22 protein-coding genes and 3 pseudogenes are annotated in these 21,531 nt (G+C 61.3%); 14 read left to right on the forward strand and 11 right to left on the reverse strand.

Annotated elements, in window-relative coordinates; genetic code table 11:
• Positions 1–43: 43 nt before the first annotated feature.
• Positions 44–1,045, reverse strand: coding sequence for a D-xylose ABC transporter substrate-binding protein (xylF, locus tag VQ575_RS10845; RefSeq protein ID WP_045155774.1), 1,002 nt, complete (start codon positions 1,043–1,045; stop codon positions 44–46).
• 148 nt (positions 1,046–1,193) lie between these two features.
• Positions 1,194–2,510 carry a xylose isomerase gene (xylA, locus tag VQ575_RS10850; protein WP_045155775.1) on the reverse strand — a complete coding sequence of 439 codons (1,317 nt, stop codon included), beginning with the start codon at positions 2,508–2,510 and terminating at the stop codon, positions 1,194–1,196.
• Positions 2,511–2,664: 154 nt separating this feature from the next.
• On the opposite strand from xylA, the gene VQ575_RS10855 reads away from it, so the two are divergent.
• Positions 2,665–3,852 carry a XylR family transcriptional regulator gene (locus VQ575_RS10855; protein WP_198723247.1) on the forward strand — a complete coding sequence of 396 codons (1,188 nt, stop codon included), beginning with the start codon at positions 2,665–2,667 and terminating at the stop codon, positions 3,850–3,852.
• 48 nt (positions 3,853–3,900) lie between these two features.
• Here the strand turns inward: VQ575_RS10855 and VQ575_RS10860 are convergent, their stop codons facing one another.
• Positions 3,901–4,140 carry a hypothetical protein gene (locus VQ575_RS10860; RefSeq protein ID WP_045155777.1) on the reverse strand — a complete coding sequence of 80 codons (240 nt, stop codon included), beginning with the start codon at positions 4,138–4,140 and terminating at the stop codon, positions 3,901–3,903.
• Positions 4,141–4,283: 143 nt separating this feature from the next.
• On the opposite strand from VQ575_RS10860, the gene VQ575_RS10865 reads away from it, so the two are divergent.
• Together VQ575_RS10865 and VQ575_RS10870 are read left to right on the forward strand one after the other, a co-directional pair.
• Complete coding sequence (locus tag VQ575_RS10865; protein WP_039591311.1) at positions 4,284–4,625, forward strand: hypothetical protein; 342 nt, start codon at positions 4,284–4,286, stop codon at positions 4,623–4,625.
• A gap of 191 nt (positions 4,626–4,816) precedes the next feature.
• Positions 4,817–5,170 carry a hypothetical protein gene (locus VQ575_RS10870; protein WP_325919623.1) on the forward strand — a complete coding sequence of 118 codons (354 nt, stop codon included), beginning with the start codon at positions 4,817–4,819 and terminating at the stop codon, positions 5,168–5,170.
• Here the strand turns inward: VQ575_RS10870 and VQ575_RS10875 are convergent, their stop codons facing one another.
• Complete coding sequence (locus VQ575_RS10875; RefSeq protein WP_325919915.1) at positions 5,171–5,332, reverse strand: hypothetical protein; 162 nt, start codon at positions 5,330–5,332, stop codon at positions 5,171–5,173. It abuts the gene before it with no gap.
• A gap of 175 nt (positions 5,333–5,507) precedes the next feature.
• Entirely contained in the window at positions 5,508–6,011 is a 504-nt protein-coding gene (locus VQ575_RS10885) for a GNAT family N-acetyltransferase (RefSeq protein WP_198723246.1), read from the reverse strand.
• A gap of 199 nt (positions 6,012–6,210) precedes the next feature.
• Here VQ575_RS10885 and VQ575_RS10890 point away from each other — a divergent pair, with 199 nt between their 5' ends.
• Positions 6,211–6,996 (forward strand): DeoR/GlpR family DNA-binding transcription regulator, encoded by a 786-nt coding sequence (locus VQ575_RS10890; protein WP_039591304.1) that lies wholly within the window; start codon positions 6,211–6,213, stop codon positions 6,994–6,996.
• A 91-nt stretch (positions 6,997–7,087) separates the two neighbouring features.
• A complete protein-coding gene (locus tag VQ575_RS10895) occupies positions 7,088–8,014 on the forward strand; it encodes a Gfo/Idh/MocA family protein (RefSeq protein WP_325919624.1) in 927 nt (308 codons plus the stop codon).
• 47 nt (positions 8,015–8,061) lie between these two features.
• Here VQ575_RS10895 and VQ575_RS10900 read toward each other — a convergent pair whose 3' ends face one another.
• Complete coding sequence (locus tag VQ575_RS10900) at positions 8,062–8,796, reverse strand: helix-turn-helix domain-containing protein (RefSeq protein WP_230633464.1); 735 nt, start codon at positions 8,794–8,796, stop codon at positions 8,062–8,064.
• Positions 8,797–8,827: 31 nt separating this feature from the next.
• Here VQ575_RS10900 and VQ575_RS10905 point away from each other — a divergent pair, with 31 nt between their 5' ends.
• Positions 8,828–9,520, forward strand: a complete 693-nt coding sequence (locus VQ575_RS10905) for a B3/B4 domain-containing protein (protein WP_045156147.1) — start codon at positions 8,828–8,830, stop codon at positions 9,518–9,520.
• Positions 9,521–9,587: 67 nt separating this feature from the next.
• On the opposite strand, the gene yghU is transcribed toward VQ575_RS10905, so the two are convergent.
• Positions 9,588–10,427, reverse strand: a complete 840-nt coding sequence (gene yghU / locus VQ575_RS10910) for a glutathione-dependent disulfide-bond oxidoreductase (protein ID WP_325919625.1) — start codon at positions 10,425–10,427, stop codon at positions 9,588–9,590.
• 384 nt (positions 10,428–10,811) lie between these two features.
• Between yghU and VQ575_RS27215 the strand changes: the two are divergent.
• From VQ575_RS27215 to VQ575_RS10920, 4 genes and pseudogenes are all read left to right on the forward strand, one after another.
• A pseudogene (locus VQ575_RS27215) lies at positions 10,812–11,489 on the forward strand (PAS domain-containing protein); the annotation flags it as partial.
• A gap of 111 nt (positions 11,490–11,600) precedes the next feature.
• Positions 11,601–12,077, forward strand: a pseudogene (locus tag VQ575_RS27220) (methyl-accepting chemotaxis protein); the annotation flags it as partial.
• 38 nt (positions 12,078–12,115) lie between these two features.
• Positions 12,116–12,211 (forward strand): annotated as a pseudogene (locus VQ575_RS27225) (hypothetical protein); the annotation flags it as partial.
• Positions 12,212–12,472: 261 nt separating this feature from the next.
• A complete protein-coding gene (locus tag VQ575_RS10920) occupies positions 12,473–14,527 on the forward strand; it encodes a 2Fe-2S iron-sulfur cluster-binding protein (RefSeq protein WP_325919626.1) in 2,055 nt (684 codons plus the stop codon).
• Positions 14,528–14,547: 20 nt separating this feature from the next.
• Here VQ575_RS10920 and VQ575_RS10925 read toward each other — a convergent pair whose 3' ends face one another.
• On the reverse strand, positions 14,548–15,453 hold the full coding sequence (locus VQ575_RS10925; protein WP_039591294.1) for an AraC family transcriptional regulator: 906 nt from the start codon (positions 15,451–15,453) through the stop codon (positions 14,548–14,550).
• Positions 15,454–15,563: 110 nt separating this feature from the next.
• On the opposite strand from VQ575_RS10925, the gene VQ575_RS10930 reads away from it, so the two are divergent.
• Positions 15,564–15,911, forward strand: a complete 348-nt coding sequence (locus VQ575_RS10930) for a carboxymuconolactone decarboxylase family protein (protein WP_039591292.1) — start codon at positions 15,564–15,566, stop codon at positions 15,909–15,911.
• Between the two features lie 125 nt (positions 15,912–16,036).
• Here the strand turns inward: VQ575_RS10930 and VQ575_RS10935 are convergent, their stop codons facing one another.
• On the reverse strand, positions 16,037–17,008 hold the full coding sequence (locus VQ575_RS10935; RefSeq protein WP_325919628.1) for a DMT family transporter: 972 nt from the start codon (positions 17,006–17,008) through the stop codon (positions 16,037–16,039).
• Positions 17,009–17,082: 74 nt separating this feature from the next.
• Here VQ575_RS10935 and VQ575_RS10940 point away from each other — a divergent pair, with 74 nt between their 5' ends.
• Positions 17,083–17,934 (forward strand): LysR family transcriptional regulator, encoded by an 852-nt coding sequence (locus tag VQ575_RS10940; RefSeq protein WP_325919630.1) that lies wholly within the window; start codon positions 17,083–17,085, stop codon positions 17,932–17,934.
• 26 nt (positions 17,935–17,960) lie between these two features.
• Here VQ575_RS10940 and VQ575_RS10945 read toward each other — a convergent pair whose 3' ends face one another.
• On the reverse strand, positions 17,961–19,226 hold the full coding sequence (locus VQ575_RS10945; RefSeq protein ID WP_198723236.1) for an MFS transporter: 1,266 nt from the start codon (positions 19,224–19,226) through the stop codon (positions 17,961–17,963).
• A gap of 169 nt (positions 19,227–19,395) precedes the next feature.
• On the opposite strand from VQ575_RS10945, the gene VQ575_RS10950 reads away from it, so the two are divergent.
• Entirely contained in the window at positions 19,396–19,854 is a 459-nt protein-coding gene (locus tag VQ575_RS10950; RefSeq protein WP_039591285.1) for a winged helix-turn-helix transcriptional regulator, read from the forward strand.
• Between the two features lie 30 nt (positions 19,855–19,884).
• Here VQ575_RS10950 and VQ575_RS10955 read toward each other — a convergent pair whose 3' ends face one another.
• Complete coding sequence (locus VQ575_RS10955; RefSeq protein ID WP_411829945.1) at positions 19,885–20,616, reverse strand: substrate-binding periplasmic protein; 732 nt, start codon at positions 20,614–20,616, stop codon at positions 19,885–19,887.
• 154 nt (positions 20,617–20,770) lie between these two features.
• Between VQ575_RS10955 and VQ575_RS10960 the strand changes: the two genes are divergently transcribed.
• Positions 20,771–21,466, forward strand: a complete 696-nt coding sequence (locus VQ575_RS10960; RefSeq protein ID WP_325919631.1) for a tRNA (adenine(22)-N(1))-methyltransferase — start codon at positions 20,771–20,773, stop codon at positions 21,464–21,466.
• Positions 21,467–21,531: the final 65 nt, after the last annotated feature.

The raw sequence follows: 21,531 nt of genomic DNA on the forward strand, positions 1-21,531 counted from the left end.
GCTCCTACAAGGACTTCTGCTTAACCAAAGATCTGTGCCTGGGTCACTGCCCCGCAATTTGCGCCTTGGTATAGAACCCGTCCTTTTCCAACAGGTCGATGTTGTCCTTGGTCAGCGCGGTAGGCGTGAGCAGGATGGTGTCGACTTTCTTGGTGCCGTTGTCGTACTGCGAGCTGTAGGTGGGTTTTTCGTTGCGCGCCAGCTGCACCGAGAGCTTGGCGGCTTCGGAGGCGATCAGTTTCAACGGCTTGTAGACCGTCATGGTCTGGGTCCCGTCGATCACTCGCTTGACCGCCGCCAGGTCGGCGTCCTGGCCGGAGATCGGCACCTTGCCGGCCAGCTTCTGCGCGGCCAGCGCCTGGATCGCGCCGCCGGCGGTGGCGTCGTTGGAGGCGACGATGCCATCGATCTTGTTGTTGTTCCGGGTCAGGGCGTTTTCCACGATGCTCAGGGCTTCGGTGGGGTTCCATTCCTTCACCCATTGCTGGCCGACGATCTTGATGTCGCCCTTGTCGATGGCCGGTTGCAGCACCTTCATCTGGCCTTCGCGCAGGATCTTGGCGTTGTTGTCCGTCGGCGCGCCGCCCAGCAGGAAGTAGTTACCCTTGGGGGCTGCCTTCAATACGCCGCCGGCCTGCATCTCGCCGACTTTTTCGTTATCGAAGGAGATGTAGGCGTCGATGTCGGCATTGAGGATCAGTCGGTCATAGGAGACCACCTTGATCCCGGCCTTCTTGGCTTCGGCGACGGCGTTGGTCAGCACGGTGGCGTTGAACGGCACGATGACGATCACGTCGACGCCACGGGAAATGAGGTTTTCGATCTGGGAAATCTGTTTCTGCTCGTTGGCGTCCGCCGATTGCACGAAGACCTTGGCGTCGAGTTTTTCCGCCGCCGCGACGAAATAATCCCGGTCCCGGGACCAACGCTCCAGGCGCAGGTCATCGATGGAAAAGCCGATCTTGGGGTTGGTGGCGTCGGCCATGGCCGGGAGCGATAGCAGGGCGAGGGCGCCAGCGAGCAGGGTACGATTGAATCTTTTCATGGTGGTGCGTCCTTTTATTGTTTTTTGAAAGACACTGCCTGACGATGAACGTGATGCCGGTAGAACTGTAGAGCGTTGCGCGGCGTTGCGGGCACAGATTTGTCGCGCGAATGTAACAGCCATTCCGCGCCCGCAAAGTCGTCCGCTGTCAGGAGTAGATGAACCGATTGACGACGTTTTCCAGCATCTCCTGGCGACCGCTGACCGCCTGCGGATCCAGCTCGTTGGTGAACGCATGCTCGGCCAGGGATTCTAGGCTGTAGTCACCCGCGAGCAATGCCTTGCCGAACGGCTGCTGCCAGCCGGCGTAGCGCTGGTCCTTGAATTTCTGCAACTGATCGTCTTGCACCATGGCGGCGGCGCGCTCAAGGGACAGGGCGAGCACGTCCATGGCCGCGACATGACCGTGGAACAGATCCACTTCGTCCACACTCTGGCGACGCACCTTGGAATCGAAGTTGAAGCCGCCGTTGCCGAAGCCCCCGGCCTTGAGGATTTCATAGGTCGCCAGGGTCATTTCCTCGACGCTGTTGGGGAACTGGTCGGTGTCCCAGCCATTCTGCGGATCGCCCCGGTTGGCGTCGATGCTGCCGAAGATCCCCAGGGAGACCGCCGTGGCGATTTCATGGTGGAAGCTGTGCCCGGCCAGGGTCGCGTGGTTGGCCTCGATGTTGACCTTGATCTCTTTCTCCAGGCCGAACTGCTGGAGGAAACCGAACACCGTTGCGGTGTCGTAATCGTACTGGTGCTTGGTCGGCTCCTGGGGCTTGGGCTCGATCAGCAGGTCGCCCTTGAAGCCGATCTTGTACTTATGCTCGACCACCATGCGCATGAAGCGGCCCAGCTGTTCCCGCTCCCGTTTGAGGTCGGTATTGAGCAGGGTTTCATAGCCTTCGCGACCGCCCCACAGCACATAATTCGAGCCATCGAGGCGCTGGGTGGCGTTCATGGCGCTGAACACTTGCGCGGCGGCGCAGGCGAAGACTTGCGGGTCCGGGTTGCTGGCGGCGCCGGCGGCGAAACGCGGGTTGCTGAAGCAGTTGGCGGTGCCCCAAAGCAGCTTGATACCGGTTTGTTCCTGGTGGCGCTCAAGGTGGTCGACCATCTGCGCGAAATGGTTGCGGTACTCCTTGAGCGATTGGCCTTCCGGCGCGACATCGGTGTCGTGGAAACAGTAGTAGTCGATGCCCAGCTTGGAGAAAAACTCGAACGCCGCCTCGGCCTTGCCGATCGCCAGCTCCATCGGATCGCCGGCATGCTGCCACGGGCGCTTGAACGTGCCGGCGCCAAACACATCGGACCCCGGCCAGACGAAGGTGTGCCAATAGCAGACGGCCATGCGCAGGTGTTCGCGCATGGGTTTGCCAAGGATCAACTTGTTGGCGTCGTAGTGTCGGAAGGCGAGCGGCGAGTTGCTGCCTGGGCCCTCGAAGCGAATGGGCTGGACTTCGGGAAAGTACGGCATGGACGGATTCCTTTTTATTCTTGGCGGTGTCCCGATACTAACGCCGGCCTTGGGCCTGCTGATTATGAAAATCACCAATAGGTCGTTCGATTTTGAGTATTGAGATTCGCCGCCAGCGGGCCTAGTCTCTGTCCATCGGCCCAGGGTTCAAACAATGAAAATCGTCCCGCCCGTCCACCGCATCGCCCTATTGTTCAACGGCAGCAAGATCTACGACCGCGGCATCATCAGCGGCATCGGCAACTACCTGAGCAGTACCCGCGCGTCCTGGGACTTGTTCCTCGAGGAAGACTTCCTCTGCCGATTGAAGGGGATCGAGCGCTGGCAGGGCGATGGGATCATTGCTGACTTCGACGACCCCCTGATCGGAGAGGCGCTGGCCGGGATCAAGATGCCCGTGGTGGCGGTGGGCGGCTCGTACCAGGATGAGCGCGCCTATCCCAAGGGCATCCCTTATGTCGCCACCGATAATCATGGGCTGATCAAGCTGGCCTACGACCATTTGATCGAGGCCGGATTGACGCGGTTCGCCTGTTTCAGCCTGCCCGAATCCCAAGCCAATCGCTGGGCCCAGGAACGGGAGAAAGCCTTTCGCCGGTTGATGCAGCGCGATGGCCTGCAAGCCGAGGTCTATCGCGGCATGGGCACCAGCGCGCCGCTCTGGGACAGCGCCGTCGAGCAGCAGATCGCCTGGCTGCAAAGCCTGCCCAAACCCATTGGCATCATCGCCGTCAGCGACGCGCGGGCCCGGCAACTTCTGCAAGCCTGCCTGACCGCGGGCATCGCTGTGCCGGAGCAGGTGGCGTTGATCGGCATTGATAACGACCCGCTGACCCGCAGCCTGACGCGGGTGCCGCTGAGCTCGGTGGTGCAGGGCACCGAAACCATGGGCCGGACCGCGGCGCGGCTGCTGCACCAGATGCTGCATGGCATGCCGTCCACGGGTACGCAGGTGCTGATCCCGCCGGATACGATCAACGTGCAAGCGTCGAGCTTGCACCAGCCGCTGGGCAATCCTTATGTGATGCAGGCGCTGTTGTTCATCCGCCAATACGCCTGCCAGGGCATCAAGACGGCCCAGGTGGCGGCGTATGTCGGCGTGTCGCGCTCATCCCTGGAAGCGCATTTTCGCAAGGCGCGCGGTTGCAGCGTTCACGACGAAATCCTGCGTTTCAAATTGGCGGCGGCGGCCAACGGTTTGGAAAACACTGACTCGGCGATTGCCGACATTGCTCGCAGTTGCGGTTTCAAATCGCCGCAGTACCTGCATACGGTGTTTCGTCGCGAGTTCGGCTGCACGCCTCGGGAATATCAGCAGGGCACGAATATGGCGGGCGAGTAGTACGGGCAGTTGTGGCGAGGGAGCTTGCTCCCGCTAGGGGGCAGCCATTCAGCCTGACAGCCATGTGTTCATGACCCGCCGATCCAGCTCCTCCCAATCTGCCATGCCCAGCACCCGTGTAGTGTTCAAGCCGCGCAAATAACCGCGCAGTTGGTTGGCCGTGTCCCGCTTGAGTTGTGGGTTGAGCTCGTTGTCCAACAGCACGCTTTCGTACTGGGCCAGGTATTCAGCCACCCGCTCCCGGAAGTCGGGCAATACCGCACCGCGAATCAGATCAAATGTTCTCATCAAAATGCCTCATCCGTTTTTTCAAGGCTCGCAACTATTGCCATCAGTAATAGTGACCATTACGAAATGCAAGTTCTGCTTTGCTGGCGATCATTGGAGAATCAGCCCCATCGAAACGCAGCCCAACACTGCAGGACTTGAACATGCGCCCTTTATTTTTCCTTGCCGTTGCTTTGTCGCCGTTGTTGCTGGCGGGATGTGCCTCGGCGCCGAACGATCCGACCCTGACCTTGCAGACCAGCAAGACACCGGCCGAATACGCTGAGTGCGTCGTGCCGAAGTTGCAAGGCAGCGCGCTGAACCCGATGGTCTCGCAGACCCAGCGCAGCTACCGCATCGTCGTGCCGAGCAAGATCGCCGCAGACAACGTGCTGGAAGCCTACAAGGCCGGCGATGGCGGGAAAGTGTTCATCTATGACCGGCATTTGCTGGCATCCAATCTCCTGCCATCGAATTTTGAACGCGCCGCCCAGGAGTGCATCTGACCGGCCCGTAACGCTTTGCCCGTGCTCCTTTGGTTGGCCGCAACCAACCAATTCCCTTTGCCCCGCACCGTATTCGGTCGCGGGGCTTTTTTTGTCGGTAGAGTCTTGTTTGCCTTGGTGTGAGAGGATGGCCCATGCGAAGCCACCATCGACAAAAAAGGACTGAGATGAATCTGTTTCCTGCGCACTCCATGCCCCTCATTCTGACGCTCGCCGCCCTATGCGCCCCGGTGCACGCCGCGACCTGGCAGATTTGCGACATGCAATTGCAGGTCACTGAGGTGGTGAAGCAGCCGTACCCTGGCCTCCGGGCCCAGGTTCTGAAAACCCGCCCGGCCTCGCCCGACGTGGAGTGTCCGAAAGAGGGCGCCGTGATCAATTTCATCCCGGAAACCGCTGACTACCAGGCCACGCTTGCCCGGGGCAAATGGCCCGCGAAAGGCCAGGCGATCAGGATCAAGTACCGCTACCTGGACGGCATCTGCAAAGGCGACGGCAACGAACATCCTTGTCGTATCGAGCATTATCCGTTCATGGCTCAATGATCAGCCTCGACCGGCGTTCGCCTCGGCTTCGATCGCGGCCATGACGCTGGGTCGCGTCTCGATCCGCGCCACGTACGACGCAAGCGACGGCCAATCCTCGATGTCGATGGCGAAAAACGGCAGCCATTTGAGCACCGTTTGCATCGGCCGCTCGACGTACATCGATGACGACCTGAAGGCTGGTCGACTGGTCGCGCCATTTGACTTGAGGTTGAAGTCCGATCTCGGTTTCTACTTGGTGACATGCGTCGAAACAGCCCACACGAAAAAGGTCGAGGCGTTCAGGATGTGGTTGATCGACACGATAAGGGGATCGAGCCGAGCGACTCTCCCCCAGCTAGATTGACAGGCTGTACCAGTCGTCACGCCCGCTCTGCTCGCGTCGAGATTGATCGACCAGGAAACCACAGCGCTGGAGTACTTTTACCGAGCCAATATTCTCGGCATAGACATTGGCAAGCAGCCGTCCGAGGTGCCAGTGGGACTGGGCCTGCTGGATCAAATGCCGAACCGCCAGTGTCGCGAGTCCTTGCCCACAAGCTTCTTGTGCGATTCGATAGCCAACTTCGGCCGACCGCCCAGAGGTGTCGATGTCCTTGAGGTTCGCTCGTCCAATGATCTTTCCATTGGCGCCCTCTATGACAAAGGGGTGCCAAGTCCCGGCGGCGAGGCCGGACAGATAATCGTCAATGTGGTCGCAGACGCCTCTGGTCGAATAGAACACCGTGTCGCGCGCGTCTATATGGCGCTCGAACCAAGTGCGATTTTCCACTTCGAATGCCAGCAACGCCTCTGCATCACTTTCTTGCAGGGTCCGAATCCTGATGGTGTCCTTGTCCACGGTCACATCCTGTTTTGCTGAGGAGAGTCACAACGCCAGTCCGGGTTGCAGGTGTCCGAGCGAATGCCAGCGGCGCCAGTTTTATCACAGCAGGCCGAGCCCGTCCTTTTTGGAACGAGGTTTGACGACCCGTAGGCGCCAAAGGCATAGTGTGCTCGATTATGTCCATTGGTGCTCGTTTGTGTAGGTTGTAACGGCCATGAGTAGTCCCCTTGAAGTCTTCCCCGGCGAACGCCAACGATTGATCAGTGAACGCCTTGCCCGCTACGGCCGGGTGATCGCGGCCGACCTGGCCAGTGAATTCAACGTCTCCGAACATTCGATCCGGCGCGATCTCGGCGCATTGGCGGCGGCGGGTTTGTGCAAGCGCGTGTATGGCGGCGCGATTCGCTTGCCGGCGGCCGAAGCCCCCATAGACGTCCGAATCCACCAGGATCCGGCGCGCAAGGGCAACCTTGCCCGGACGGCGGCGTCGCTGCTCAGCGCCGGTCAGCACGTCTTTCTCGATGCCGGGTCGACCAATCTGGCCATTGCCCGCGCCATCGATCCAGGGCTGCGCTTGACGCTCAGCACTAACTCGCCGTTGATCGCGGTGGAGCTGATGAAGCTGCCCAACGCCGAGGTGATTCTGCTGGGCGGGCGCCTGAACCCGGTTACGGGCGGCGCGATCGGGCTGGCGGCTGTCCAGCAACTGCGCCAGTTCAATTTCGATTTGTGCTTTGTCGGTGCCTGCGCCATCGACCCTGACAACGGCGTCACGGCGTTTGGCCTGGATGACGCCGAGTTCAAGCGTGCGGTGGTCGCGGCCAGCGGTCAGGTGGTCGTGGCGGTCACCAACCAGAAGCTGTCCAGCGTTGCGCACTACCAGGTGGCGTCTTGTGAAGAAGTCACCGCGCTGGTGGTCGAGCATGACGCGCCGCGTGAGCGACTCGATCCTTTCCTGGCGCGAATCGCCAAGGTCATGACGGCCCCCGCCAAGGCGTGAGACGCAGCAATGGGTGACAAGCCCATTGTCCGCCGAGCGTTTTACGTCTAGTTTGCTGGCCCATCACAAGTACAAAAGTCAGGAGTCATCGATGCAACCGATCCGTCTCGGTCTGGTGGGCTACGGCAAGATTGCCCAGGATCAACACGTTCCCGCTATCCGCGCCAACCCTGCTTTCGAGCTGGTGGCGGTCGCGACCCAAGGACAGCCCTGCGCCGCAGTGGAGAACTTCGAGTCCCTGGGGGCGCTTCTGGAGAAAGGTCCACGCGTCGATGCGATCGCGTTTTGCACGCCGCCGCAAGGCCGATTCGCGCTAGTGCGGCAGGCGCTTGAGGCCGGCAAACACGTCCTGGTGGAGAAACCGCCGTGCGCGACGTTGGGCGAGGCGATGGCGCTGGTGGACCAGGCGCACGCGGCAGGCGTAAGCGGGTTGTTCGCCTGGCATTCGCGTTACGCGCCCGGCATCGAGGCCGCCCGCGACTGGCTTGCCAGCCGCACGCTGCAAAGCGTCCGGATCGACTGGAAGGAAGACGTACGCAAATGGCACCCGGGCCAGGCGTGGATCTGGCAACCCGGTGGCCTGGGCGTGTTTGATCCGGGCATCAATGCCTTGTCGATCGCCACTCACCTGTTGCCGCTGTCATTGTTTGTCGAGTCGGCCGAACTGCGCGTTCCCGATAACTGCCAGTCGCCGATTGCCGCCAGCATCAAGATGTCCGACCCAGGCCATCTCGATATCCGCGCGGAATTCGATTTCGACCATGGTCATGATGAACTCTGGAGCATCGAGATTCGTTGCACCGAAGGCGTCCTGCGGCTCGACAATGGCGGTGCGCTGTTGAGCATCGACGGTGTGCGCCAGGCCGTGTCGGAGGAGGGCGAGTACGCGGCGGTGTACCGGCACTTCCAACAACTGATCAATGACAAGGCCTGCGACATGGACCTGCAACCGCTGCGCCTGGTGGCGGACAGCTTTTTCGTCGGTAGCCGTACCTTGGTCGAGCCGTTCTACGATTGATCGCGCGAACGTGCCCGTCGTCCTTGCGGCGATGGGCACCTGGTGTGCTATTGATGTATCTCGGCAACCGACATGGTGAAGATCAGCTTCGACCTGCCCATGTTGGAATAAGCGTGCGGGACATCTGTCCTCGCCACCGCCGAGCTCCCGGCGGGGATCACCAGCTCCGTTTCTCCCACCACGCATTTGAGCGTGCCTTTCTCGACATGGAACAACTCAAGGGTGCCTTGGGGGTGTCCGGCTGAAGAAAACGATTCGCCCGGGAACATCTCCCAGCGCCACAGTTCGATCATGTTCGGGCCGCTCGTCCCGGCGAGCAGGCGCGCTGTGCCTCCCAATTCTCCGTTCCACAGTGTGGGTATATCCCGGCTGTCGATAATGTGGGCCGAAGGGGGCTCCGCCACATTAACGATGTCGGCCACGGAAAGGCCCAGCGCCGCGGCAATCTTGCACAAGATGCCGATGCTCGGGTTGGCCGTGCATTTCTCGATCTCGACCACCATTCCCTTGCTCACGCCCGAGCGCCGGGACAGTTCGTCCAGGGTGATTTTCTGAGCCTTGCGCGCCTGCTTGAGCGTGCGCGCAACGGCCAGGCTCACCGCGTGGGCATCGGCGCCAGGCGTGGTCGATATATTGATATTCAAGGTCATCATCAAGGAATCATGAGAAAGAGAGTGCGGTGATTCTCGACCGTTGCCGGCGGTGTCGTCAATCAGTTCGTCGGGCTTATACCGACCATAAAAGTCGATATATTGACTTTGGCCGTAGGCGATGACTAGCATGAAAACCCATTTGCAACGCTGGAGAACCTTGATGCTGTCAGTACTGCCGTTGATCGACCAAGCCGTTGCCGAGCTGGCGCCCGGGTTCAGGGCCCTGAGCATCGTGGTGCAGGCTGCGCCGCTCACCAACCCGGACGCCGCCCGTACGGCCCTGGATCGAGCCTGCCAGTCGGCGCTGGCGGGTGGGCCTGCCTGGGGAGAGGCCCATTTGCAGCAGTGGGCAGACACGTTTCGACTGTTCGGCGCCAAGCCGCAACGCACACCATGTTCGGCCGAAGCGTTGCGCAAGCGCGTGCTGCGTGACGGCAGCGTGCCGAGCCTGGATCCGGTCGTGGATCTCTACAACGCCATCAGCATCGAGTATGCGATCCCTGTCGGCGGCGAAAATATCGAGGCGTACGTTGGCTCGCCGCGACTCGTTATCGCCGAGGGCTGCGAACCGTTCGACACCATGAAGGAAGGCGCACCCGCCCATGAATTTCCGGACGCCGGCGAAGTGGTCTGGCGCGACGACCAGGGCGTGACGTGCCGGCGCTGGAACTGGCGACAGGGCGTCAGGACGCGGCTGGATGCGCAGGCCCAGCACATGTGGTTCATCCTCGAAAGCCTGCCGGCAATGCCGCTCGAAGCGCTGACCGAGGCGGGTGACAGGTTGATCGAGGGGTTGCAGTCGATGATGCCCGGTGTGCAGATTGAAAGTGCGCTGGTAGGGCCAGCTAGCTGACTTCATGGTTGCTCGCAAAGCTTTTGTGGCGAGAGGATAAATCCCCTCGCCACGCGTTGCGCCTCGACTAGTCCAGATCCTGCGCCCGATGCCGCTCCGGCAGCTGGCTCGCCTCATCGCCCCAGGTTCGGTTGACGCGTTGTCCTCGCTTGACCGCGGGCCTGTTGGCGATTTCCTCGGCCCAGCGCTGCACGTGGGTGTATTCATGAGCGGAAAGGAACTCGGCCGCCGAATACACGTTGTTCCGAACCAGTTGGCCATACCATGGCCAGACCGCAATATCGGCGATGGTGTACTGCTCGCCCGCCAGGTATCGGTTTTCAGCCAGGCGACGATCCAAGACATCCAGTTGGCGCTTGGCTTCCATGGTGAAGCGGTTGATGGGGTATTCCAGTTTCTCCGGCGCGTAGGCGTAGAAATGCCCGAAACCGCCGCCCAGGTAAGGCGCCGAGCCCATCTGCCAGAACAGCCAGTTCAGGGTTTCGGTGCGGCCGGCCGGATCGGCGGGCAACAGGGCTCCGAATTTTTCCGCCAGGTACAGCAGGATCGAACCGGACTCGAACACACGGATCGTCGGTTCGACGCTGCGGTCCAGCAGGGCCGGAATCTTGGAGTTCGGATTGACCTGGACAAAGCCGCTGGAGAACTGGTCGCCTTCGCCGATGCGAATCAGCCAGGCGTCGTATTCCGCGCCGGTGTGCCCGAGGGCCAGCAGCTCTTCGAGCATGATGGTGACTTTCACGCCGTTGGGCGTCGCCAGCGAATAGAGTTGCAAGGGATGCTCGCCGATCGGCAAGTCTTTTTCATGGGTGGGCCCGGCTACAGGGCGGTTGATGCTGGCGAAGTGGCCACCCGAGGGGGCTTCGTTTTTCCAGACCTTGGGCGGAACGTAAGACGCTTGGCTCATGAACGTACCTTATCGTTTGAATGCACTGATCCTGGGACGAAGCCATAGCACATTTGCGCTATGGCTCGCGTCGAGACATGGACTCTAATCTATGGGCGGTGTGTCCGGCAGACAAGGGCGGCCAGCATTTTGTCGCGGTGCCTCTATTTCCTTTGGCGATAACCGCTCAAATAAGCCGATATAGGCTTGCTTGACGTCAAAAGATAATTCCCTCGATTCGTTACAGCCGCCCAGTTATTCGCCGATAGCCATTTGAGGTCCGGTTGATTCTCTTGGGTTCGTCGAGGGTACGTCATGTTTAATAAAACATTAAAAAATGAACTGACGGCCAGGACGGCCGACTTGGAAACCTACAAGGGACTGGTCGGAGCGCTGGAACGGTCGATGGCCGTGATCGAGTTCAGTCCCGACGGCAAGGTGCTTCGCGCCAACGCAAACTTCTTGAACACGATGGGCTACCGTGAAGATCAGTTGGCGGGATTGTCCCATCGCAATTTCTGTACCCCGGCGCTGGCCGGCAGTGCCCAATACCGGGAGTTCTGGGACCGGCTGCGAGCCGGTCAATTCGTTTCCGGGACGTTCCAGCGAATCAGTTGCGATGGCCGCCATGTCTGGTTGGAGGCCAGCTACAACCCGGTCCTGGATGAGCAGGGCAAGGTTTCCAAAGTGGTGAAATACGCGCTCGATGTCACCGCCCGGGTTGCGAGCGATGCGGAGATACGCGGTCGCTTGGCCGCACTGGATCGGGCCATGGCGGTGATCGAATTTGACCTGGGCGGCAATATCCTCACCGCCAATGACAACTTCCTGCACACGATGAATTACTCGCTGGCGGAGATCAAAGGCAAGCATCACCGACTCTTTTGCGAAGCGAGCCTGATCAACAGTTCGGAATACAGCGATTTCTGGCGGCGTCTCAATGCCGGCGAGTTTTTCAGCGGCCAGTTCAAGCGCCTGGGCAAACACGGCAAGGTGGTTTGGCTGGAAGCCAGCTACAACCCGGTCTATGACGCGGACGGCAAACTGAGCAAGATCGTCAAGTTCGCCAGTGACATCTCCGAACGGGTGGAAAAATTCGAGGAGGATTCACGCGGCGCGTCCCGTGCCTACCACATTTCTTCCGAGACCGAGCGCGTCGCCGAACAGGGTGCGCAAGTGATCCAGCAGACCGCCAAGGAGATGCGCCAGATCGCCGAAAACATCGGCGCCTCCGCGCGCCTGGTCGGGCAACTGGGCGCGCGCTCGGAAGAGATCACCGCCATCGTCAATACCATTCGCGGCATCGCCGACCAGACCAACCTGTTGGCGCTCAACGCGGCCATCGAGGCCGCGCGGGCCGGTGACCAGGGCAGGGGCTTTGCGGTGGTGGCCGATGAAGTCCGGCAACTGGCCGGGCGCACCAGTCGCTCGACCTCGGAAATCGCCGAGATGATCGGGATGATCCTTTCTGAAACCCGCGATGCCGTCGCCAGCATGAGCGTTACGCACGAGGGCGCGCTACGCGGCGTGACCCTGGCGGACCAGGCGGGATCGGTGATCGTGCAGATCAGGGCCGGGACCACCGATGCATTGGAGGCGGTGAGCATGTTCGCGTCCAAGCTCGACGAGTCGGAAGTCATTCCTAAAACGGCGATTGGCTGGGTCGGCTGAGGAGGTTGGCGGCTGCGTCCGGGGGGAGGCCAAGAGGGTCCTTGCCCATCGTGGCGCAGCTGTTTCGCTCGATCCTCGACAACTACACCCTCGACAACGGCCAGCTCGAACCCAGGCCTGGCGATTGTCATTTATGACAAGGGCCGGGGCATTGCCGCCGAGCAACTGACCCAGGACTTTGCCTGGCGCATCTAGCGTCACGCGGGTCCAGGCCCCGGCACGGCGGGCCATTCCATTTTATGAAACAGTGGATTTCAGTCCATGCGTATTCCTGCGTCGCCGCTTTGGGCAGAAGATGGCTCCACCTCATACACCGTTCGCCAAAGGTGTGATGGACCCTCCCTGACCACAGCGCACTGACCCCGTAGCCAAGCCGGGGGCGCGAGGAGTAGCTGATGAACGAAGCCACCCAAGCACAATCTTCCCCCTGGCATGAAGGTGAGTTGACCTTGCAACGCTCCGTCGGGGCGGTGGAGATGATGGCCGGTGTCGGTCAGCGGCAACTGGCGCGCACCTGGATGCCGGACCAGCACCGTGAGTTCTACGCACAATTGCCGTTCGTGGTGCTGGGGGCGGTCGATAGCCAGGGCGACGCCTGGGCGACCCTGCGCACCGGGCAGCCCGGTTTCATGAACTCACCGGACCCTGAAACGCTGCACATCCATTTCGATCCGCGGCCCGAGGACCCGGCCGAGGAAGGCCTGGGCGAGGGCGATGCCATCGGCATGCTGGGTATCGAGTTGCACACCCGTCGGCGTAATCGCATGAACGGTGTGGTGCGCCGCCAGCTCGACCAGGGCCTGGAGATTTCGGTGAGCCAGGCCTATGGCAACTGCCCGCGCTACATCAACCTGCGCCAGTACAGCTTCGTCGATGAACAGCCGGCCGTCTCCCGTGAACTTGACGTAACCGACCCGTTGGTTCGTCGGCTGGTGACGGCATCCGATTCGTTCTACATCGCCACCTACGTGGTACGTGACGGCGAGCGGCAGGTCGATGCCTCCCATCGTGGCGGCAAGCCCGGGTTCGTGCGCATGGACGAGGACGGGACGCTGACCATCCCGGATTTCTCCGGGAACCTGTTTTTCAACACCCTGGGCAATATCCTGCTGAACCCTCGCGCTGGGTTGGTATTCGTCGATTTTCAAACCGGTGACTTATTGCAAATGAGCGGTTCGGCCCAGGTGCTGCTGGACGACCCGCAGATTGCCGCGTTCCAGGGCGCCGAACGGTTGTTGCGTTTTACCCCGCATCGGATTGTCCACCGGCCGGCGGCGATACCTCTGCGCTGGAAAGACGAGGAGGCGGGTGACTCGCCCAATTCCTTGATGACCGGCAGTTGGGAGCAGACCGCCGAGCGTTTGCAGGCCGAGGCGTTGCGCACCCATTGGCGTGCGCTGCAGGTCACCCGGGTGGTGGATGAAAGCCACAATATTCGTTCGTTCTACCTGCAAGCCACTGATGGTGCCGGCCTGCCCCGGTTCGAGGCCGGACAGCATCTGCCCGTGCGGGTGCGGTTGGAGGGCCAAGACGTGCCGTCGATCCGGACCTACAGCGTGTCCAGCGCGCCATCGGATGATTTCCTGCGCATCAGCGTCAAGCGCGACGGCGTGGTGTCTTCGCACCTGCATGAACAGATCCAGGCGAGCCACGATATCGAGGCCCGGGCGCCCCAAGGGCATTTCACCGTGGATCCCGCCGAGCGCCGGCCCCTGGTGCTGCTGGCGGCGGGCGTCGGCATCACGCCGTTGCTGTCGATGCTGCGCGAGGTGGTCTATCAAGGGAAACGCATCAGCCGCATGCGTCCAGTCTGGCTGGTGCAAAGCGCCCGCCACGTGGTCGACCTGGCCTTTCGCGAAGAAATCGATGAGCTGGTGGCGCGTGCGGGAGACAAAGTGAAAGTGCTGCGCCTGGTCAGCCAACCGCCTACCGACGGCAAGGCTGGGCAAGGCTACGACGTGGCCGGCCGGATCGATGTGGCGCTGCTCAAGCAACTGTTGCCACTGGACGACTACGATTACTACTTGTGCGGTCCGGGCACCTTTACCCAGGCGGTGTACGATGGCCTGCGCACGCTGCGCATTCCGGATGACCGCATTCACGCCGAAACCTTCGGCCCGTCCACGCTGGTGCGCGATATCGAGGTCCGCGTACCGGCGGCCGAACAAGTGCCGGCGGCGACCGAAGCGGTGAAAGTGCTGTTCTCCAGCTCAGCCAAGGAAGCCCGCTGGGAGCCGAACAGCGGGACGCTGCTCGAGCTGGCCGAGGCCCGCGGCCTGAACCCGGAATTCAGTTGCCGCGGCGGTTCATGCGGCACCTGCAAGACCCGCATGACCCAAGGTCAGGTGCATTACCTGACCCGGCCGGCCGAGCCCGTGGCTGACGGCGAAGTGCTGATCTGTTGCGCGGTACCGGCCCAGGGCAGCGAGCCTTTGATACTCGAAGCCTGATACTCGGCGATGCAGGCGGGTTATAACGCCCGTCTCACGCGCCCCGGCGCCTCGCCATAGATTTCCTTGAATTTCTTGCTGAACGCTGCCTGGGATTGATAGCCCACCTGTACCGCGATATCGCTCAAGCCCAGATGCGAATGACTCAGCAGGCTGAACGCCAATTCCATGCGCACCTGGGTCAACAGTACCCACGGCGAGACGCCCGCCACTTTGACGAATGCCCGCATGAAGTTGGCCCGGGACATGCTCGCCAGGTCCGCCAGGCTTTGTATCGTCCACTCATGGGCAGGATCATCCAGCATCGCCTGCCACGCGCGGCCAAGGCGCTTGTCTCCCAGCAGTGCGAACGAGCCGCTGTCCTGGCCGTGGTTCGCCAGGTGCGCCCGCAGGATCAAAGTGAACAGTGCCTGCGACAACGCATCCAGCAGCAAGCGCGCGCCGACCTTGTTCCCCTCCGCTTCGGCGCGAATGACATCGACCAGTGCCGGCAATGGTCCGTTGGCCGGCAGCGCGCCGCTGGGAATTACCAGATACTCAGGCAACGACGCGAACAACAGCGAGGCGCGGTTGAAGTGAAATCCACCGCAGAGCATATCCAGTTCCGCGCTGGCACCGCCGATGCGATGGATTGGCAGCGTGTCGCCGCTGATGATCTTGGGTGAGGTCGGGGCCACGATTTTCCCAGGGCTGTGCATCATGTGCCGGGCGCCCCGGGGCAACAACAGGATGTCGCCGGCGCGCATGGGCAAGCGCTGGCCGTCGGGGAACTCCACCCGGCATTCACCCGCAAGCACGATGTGGTAGGGCGCATTGCCAAGGGCTTGCTGTTCATGATCGAGGGCCCAGTCACCCTCGAACTGGCAACGCAGGTCGAGGCTGCCGCGCACGTTCGCCAGGCTGATGAGTTTATCGATGGCATTCATTTGAGCGCTTCGCGAAAAAAACTGAGCGGATCGAACAAACCCGACCCACGCCCAGGTGGAAAACTGAGGGCGTTGAAACAGTACACCCAACCCACTCAGGAGTTAATGCCATGTTCAATAACTGGTCCGAATTGTTGCCCACCATCCAGAAAGCCTTTGGTGCCCTTGGCCGCAGCAACCCGAAAATGGTCAAGGCGTATACGGCCCTTGGCGAAGCCGCCAGCGAAAACAACGTGCTCGATGGTAAGACCCGCGAATTGATATCCCTCGCCGTGGCGATCACCACGCGTTGCGACGGTTGCATCGGCGTGCACACCGATGCGGCGATCAAGGCCGGCGCCAGCCGCGAGGAAGTCGCCGCCGCCCTGGCAACCGCCATCTCGTTGAATGCGGGTGCTGCGTATATTTACTCGCTGCGGTCGCTGGAGGCGTACGACACGCTTAAGCAGCCGGCTTGATCCTGCGCTTTGCAAAGCCCGGTGCACGGTGTGCCCGGGCTTTCTCGTGATTGTTTCATGCGCTGAAACGCAATCCCCTCGCAGGACGGCTTCGTGGCCATCGTAAAAAGCTTCGATGTGAAGACTTAACCGACAGTCTCCGACTCGGCTGCCGTTCCGTGAGGTCTTCTGCGTCGCGCCTCACGTGCTTCCTCGCGCACAACCATACAGATACCGACGGCAGACACCGCCATCCCCAACGCCATTTGCCACGACAACGGCTCATCGAACATTGCCCAGGCCCACACCATCGTTATGGGCGGGCTCAGGTACAGGACGCTGGCAACACGCGTGGCCGATGCGCGGCGCAGGCACAACCAATAGAGTCCATATCCGCCAACCGTCGACAACCCTGCAGTCCACAACACACTCACTGCGAAACCTGTGCTGGGGATCGGTGCCAAGCTGCCCTGCGAGCCTTCGATCAGGGCGAAGGCCACGCCCGACACGCAGCACTGCAGCCAGAGGTTAGGCAACAGGCCCATCGATTGCGAAGCGGGCAGGTGCTTTTGCCACAGGGTCGCGGCAGCGAGCGACAACATGCCAAGCAGTGGCAGCCCATAAACCCACAAGGGTGCGTTACCCCAGGCCAACGCACCATGGGTGCCGAGGGCAACGCCTGCCAAACCAATGACCAGACCTGCCCAGACTCGCGGCGCCATGCGTTGTCCCAGCAAACCGGCGGCCAACAGTGCCAGGCCCATCGGCAGCAGGTCCGCGAACAACGCCGCCAGGCCTGCCGGCACGCCCAGGGCAATGCCTTGGGTAATGCCGGCCAGATAACCGGCCATCGCCAGCAGGCCGATGCCGGCATTTTTCACCAACGTCATCGGCGAGATCTGCCGCAGTTCTCTTGCGACAAAGGGAAACAGCAAAAGGGTGACCAGAACGCAGCGCCAGAACACCACCAGCAATGGCGGCGCGTAATCAAGGGAAAATCGCGCGCCGACGAAGCCTGAGCTCCAGGCCACCAGCAGTGCCGCTTCGAGCAAGGGCAATGGAACCAACTGACAGCCGCTGGGCGAGGACGCGCAAGTAATCGATTTGGTCGGGTTCATGAGCACAGGCTACGAAAGCAGCCTAATCTAATAAATCAAAATATCATGCAGCAGTTGTTCAAAAAGGTTGAACCATGACAGCCATACTGGATATCGAGCTGATCCGGACCTTTCATGCGGTCGCGCGGTTGGGCAAGTTCAGCGGCGCGGCGCAGCAGCTTCATAAAAGTCCGGCGGCGGTGAGCGTCCACATTCAGCGATTGGAAGCCGTCGCCGGGGGGCGCTTGCTGAACCGTGACAATCAGGCGGTCTCCCTGACTGCCCTGGGCAAGCGCTTGCTCATTTCCACCACGGAGCTGCTCGCGACCCACGACCGTGTGCTCGCCGATCTCCACGGCACACAATTGGCGGGACGCATCATGCTCGGCGTGCCGGACGAATATGCGGACCACGTCATTCGCGACATTCTCCCGACGTTCACGGCAGCCTGGCCCAACGTGATCCTGGAACTCAAGACCGCGCCCAGCTATGCGCTGCGTGAACAGGTGCAGCGCGGCAAGCTCCAAGCGGCCGTGCTCACCCTGCCGAAAGGTCAACGGCAGGCCGGGGAGGTCCTGGTCACCACCACGCCAGTCTGGGTTGCGGCCATACACGCATCCGCGAGTCTGACGGAGCCCCTTGCGCTAGCCGTGCATGCGCCGCAATGCCCTTATCGCCAAGTCATGTTGCAGGCGCTCCGGCAAAGCGGGCGCAGGGTGCGAATCGTCCTGGAAAGCCCATCGAACCAGGCCGTCAAGGCGTGCGTGGAAGCCGGTTTGGCGATCAGCCTGATCGACCGTGGCCGCGTGACGAAGGATATGCGGATCCTCAGTGATCTACCGGTGATCCCGGACCATGAGGTGGTATTCATGCGGTCCGAAGCCTCATATACCGAAGAAGCGATCGATCTGCTTGGCGAGGCCATGCAGCAGCGTTTTCGGCTGTAGGCAAAGGCTTTATGTAGCCTGGGGGCTTAGCGCTCCGTGCCCCTGACGCTATTCTTGGGACGGCCTGATGTGCAAGATCGTGTAGGGCAGGATAAGCGAGCGACTGGCTGGGCCCGATAGACCGAAACAGCCCACACAACCAACGCGCCAAGACTGATCAACCCGCCCAGCCAACTGACTGCGATCCAGCCCCAGCGTGCATAGACCTGGGTCGCGGCGGCAGCACCGAGCGCACTGCCGATCGAGTAGAAGCACATGTAGGCGCCGACCATGCGACTCTGCGCGTCGGGACGTGCGGCGAAAATCAGGCTCTGGTTGGTGACGTGCACGGCTTGTACGGCGAAGTCGAGCAGGACCACGCCGCAGACCAGGGCGATCAGGGAGCTTTCGGCGAACGAGATAGGTAGCCATGAGAGCACCAGGAGCCCCAGCGACACGCCGGTCACGCGGTGTCCCAAACCCCGATCGGCCCAGCGACCGGCTCTCCTGGCCGCCAGCGCTCCGGCAACCCCGGCCAGGCCAAACAGGCCGATGGCGGTGTGGGACAGCGACAGCGGCGGGGCGCTCAACGGTAGCACCATAGCCGTCCACAGTACGGAAAATGCGGCGAAGATCAGCAGCGCGAACAGGCCTCTGGTCCGCAATAGCGGTTCGGTCATGAACAGTTGGAACAGTGAGCGGATCAGCGCCGGGTAGGACTGCCGATTACGCGGCGGCGCGGTGGTGGGAGCCACTTTCCAGAATACGGTCGCGATGATCAGCATCAGTCCCGACGACACAAGATAGACCGCGCGCCAGCCTGCGAGGTCGGCAATGAATCCGGAAATGAACCGCGCCAGAAGTATGCCCAGCACGATCGCGCTGGTGAGGGTTCCCACGGCCTGGCCACGGCGTGTTGGCGCAGATAACACGGCGGCGTAGGCCACGAGCACCTGGACGACGACAGCGAGCAAGCCGGTCATGATCATGGCGCCCAGCAGGACGAGCCAATGCTGGGATGCGCCGACGGCTGCCAGTGCGATTGCTGACAACGTTACCAGGGTCAGGATGAGCCGTTTGCCGTTGGTTTTGTCGCCCAGCGGGACGATGAAAAGTAATCCCAGTGCGTATCCGAGTTGAGTCGCTGTGACGACGATGCCGATCGCGGCGGGAGCGACGCCCAGGCTTTCGGCCATCGAGGCGAGGAGCGGTTGGGCGAAGTAGACGTTGGCGACTGCCAGTGCGCAGGTGATGGAGAAAAGGGTTGTTAAAGAGGGTGAGAGGCCTTGGCTTGGGGGGGTGTATGCGGTCATGTGCGCCTTCCAATCTGGTTGCAAATAAAAACCTGATTGGAGTCTTGCTTGATTAGGTTTTGAATTGCAACTAGTTTGATGGGGCTGCGATGGATCTTTCCGGTGGCGCGGGTTTTTTCTGCCGGGGATATACACACGAACAAAACAGCGCAAACAACCAGGAACCACAATGTCAGAAACCACCCCCTCCCCGAACAGCGAATGCCCAGTAGCCCGAACACTGGACATCATCGGCGACCGCTGGTCACTCATGATCATCCGCGACGCCTTCGATGGCATCCGCCGCTTCAGCGAGTTCCAGAAGAGCCTGGGCGTCGCCAAGAACATCCTCGCATCGCGCCTCAAGGCATTGGTCGACGTCGGCGTATTCGACGTGCAGCCCGCCTCGGACGGAAGTGCCTACAAGGAATATGTCCTGACGCAAAAAGGCCAGGAGATTTTCCCGATCGTGGTCAGCTTGCGGCAGTGGGGCGAACGGTTTCTGTTCAGCGCGCAGGAAACGCGGTCTGTACTGCTGGACAACGCGTCGGGCGAGCCGCTGATGCCTATCGAGGTCCGCGCGTCGAATGGTCAGAAACTGCAGCCATGGGATTGCCACAGGGTCAGGCGCATCGCCGGCGAGCCTTGATCCGAGCGAGTCATTTCAGGGTTTGGCAGGTTACTCATAGCGCCGTTGGATGCGTGTCAACTCTCCGGACCGGCGCAGTTGTTCCAGCGCCTTGCTCCACGCGGCGATCACTTGGTCGTCGCTGTCGGTGCTGAAGGCGATGTACAGCGATGAGCGGTAAAGTTCGATGGGAATCTTGCGCAACATGCCCGGGGGGATGTTCAACTGGCGGCTGTAGTACGCCACTCCGGCAGCGGTGTCGCCGACGATGATGCTAGTTCGTCCGGCCAGCAGCATGCGGTAGAGCAGCCTGCTTTCGGTCGCACTCTTGTCCAGGTTCTTGAACCCCAGCGACTGCAAGGTCTGTGGCACCAGGCCCGCGTGTCGCGTGGTGATCTGCGGCGCGTGCAGCAGTTGCTCCAGGGTATCGATCGGTGGCGAGTCGGCGCGCTGGTAGGCGTGGATGGATTCTTCGACAATCGGCCCGACCCATTTGTACAACGGCTCGCGCTCCGGTGTGCGGAACAGCGAGTACATGATGGTCTTGGGCCGGTTCTTCAATACCTGCGTGGCGCGCATGCTGGGTTGCACCGAGATTTCGAAGTGATCGCCGGTCAGCGTCATGATGGCCCGGACGATTTCCGTGGTCATGCCGGTGAGCTGGTCATCCTCTACATAGTTGTAGGGCGCCCATTCCTCAGTGACGACCTGATACTGCTCGTCTGCGGTCGCTGAACCGAGCAACAGGCAGAGCAGCGCTGCGGCAGGCATCGAATGCTTCACGTGTTCTCCTGATGGACGGTGCGCCCTTGCTGGCGAACCCAAGACAAGCATAGACCCAATCACGTGCTGACAATTTTTACCTTCCACCACTGGTAACATGCCAAGCCTCGCCAAGGCAGTCGCCATATGGGCGACAGAAAACAGGATCGCACGCTTGAACGAACAGACATTGTCCATGCGCCTTGAACGCGTGGCGGGGCTCGTGCCGAAAGGGGCGCGCCTGGCCGATATCGGCTCGGACCACGGCTACTTACCGGTGGCATTGATCAAGCGTGGGGTGATCACGGCGGCGGTGGCGGGGGAGGTGGCGTTGACGCCGTTTCGCTCGGCCGAACGCACGGCGCGTGAAAGTGGCCTGGACGAACAAATTAGCGTGCGCCTGGCCAGCGGCCTCGAAGCGATCGAGCCGGCGGACGGCATCACGGCGATCAGTATGTGCGGCATGGGCGGCGAGACGATTCGCGACATTCTCGACAGCGGCAAGCGTCACCTGAACGGCGGGGAACGCTTGATCCTCCAGCCTAACGGCGGCGAACAGCCCCTGCGGCGATGGTTGATGGACAACGACTACCGCATCCAGCACGAAGAGGTATTGCAGGAGAACCGCTTCTACTACGAAATCATTGTCGCCGAGCGCGACGGACCAGTGCGGTACAGCGCCGAGCAGCTGTACTTCGGTCCGTTGCAACTACAGGCCCGCAGCCCGGTATTCCTCGCCAAATGGCAACGCATGCTGCGCCTCAAGCAAAAGACCTTGGCCAGTTTCACCCGGGCGCAGCAGGCCGTGGCCGAAGAGAAGGTGGAGGAAATCGCACAGCAGGTCCGGTGGATCAGCGAACTGCTGGCGTGAGTCGACGAATCTCGATGACCTGAAACCGATTCAATCGGCTACGGGCCTGTCGCAGTCTGTTTAAC

The organism is Pseudomonas frederiksbergensis (genome assembly GCF_035751725.1).
GTDB classification, from domain to species: domain Bacteria; phylum Pseudomonadota; class Gammaproteobacteria; order Pseudomonadales; family Pseudomonadaceae; genus Aquipseudomonas; species Aquipseudomonas frederiksbergensis_A.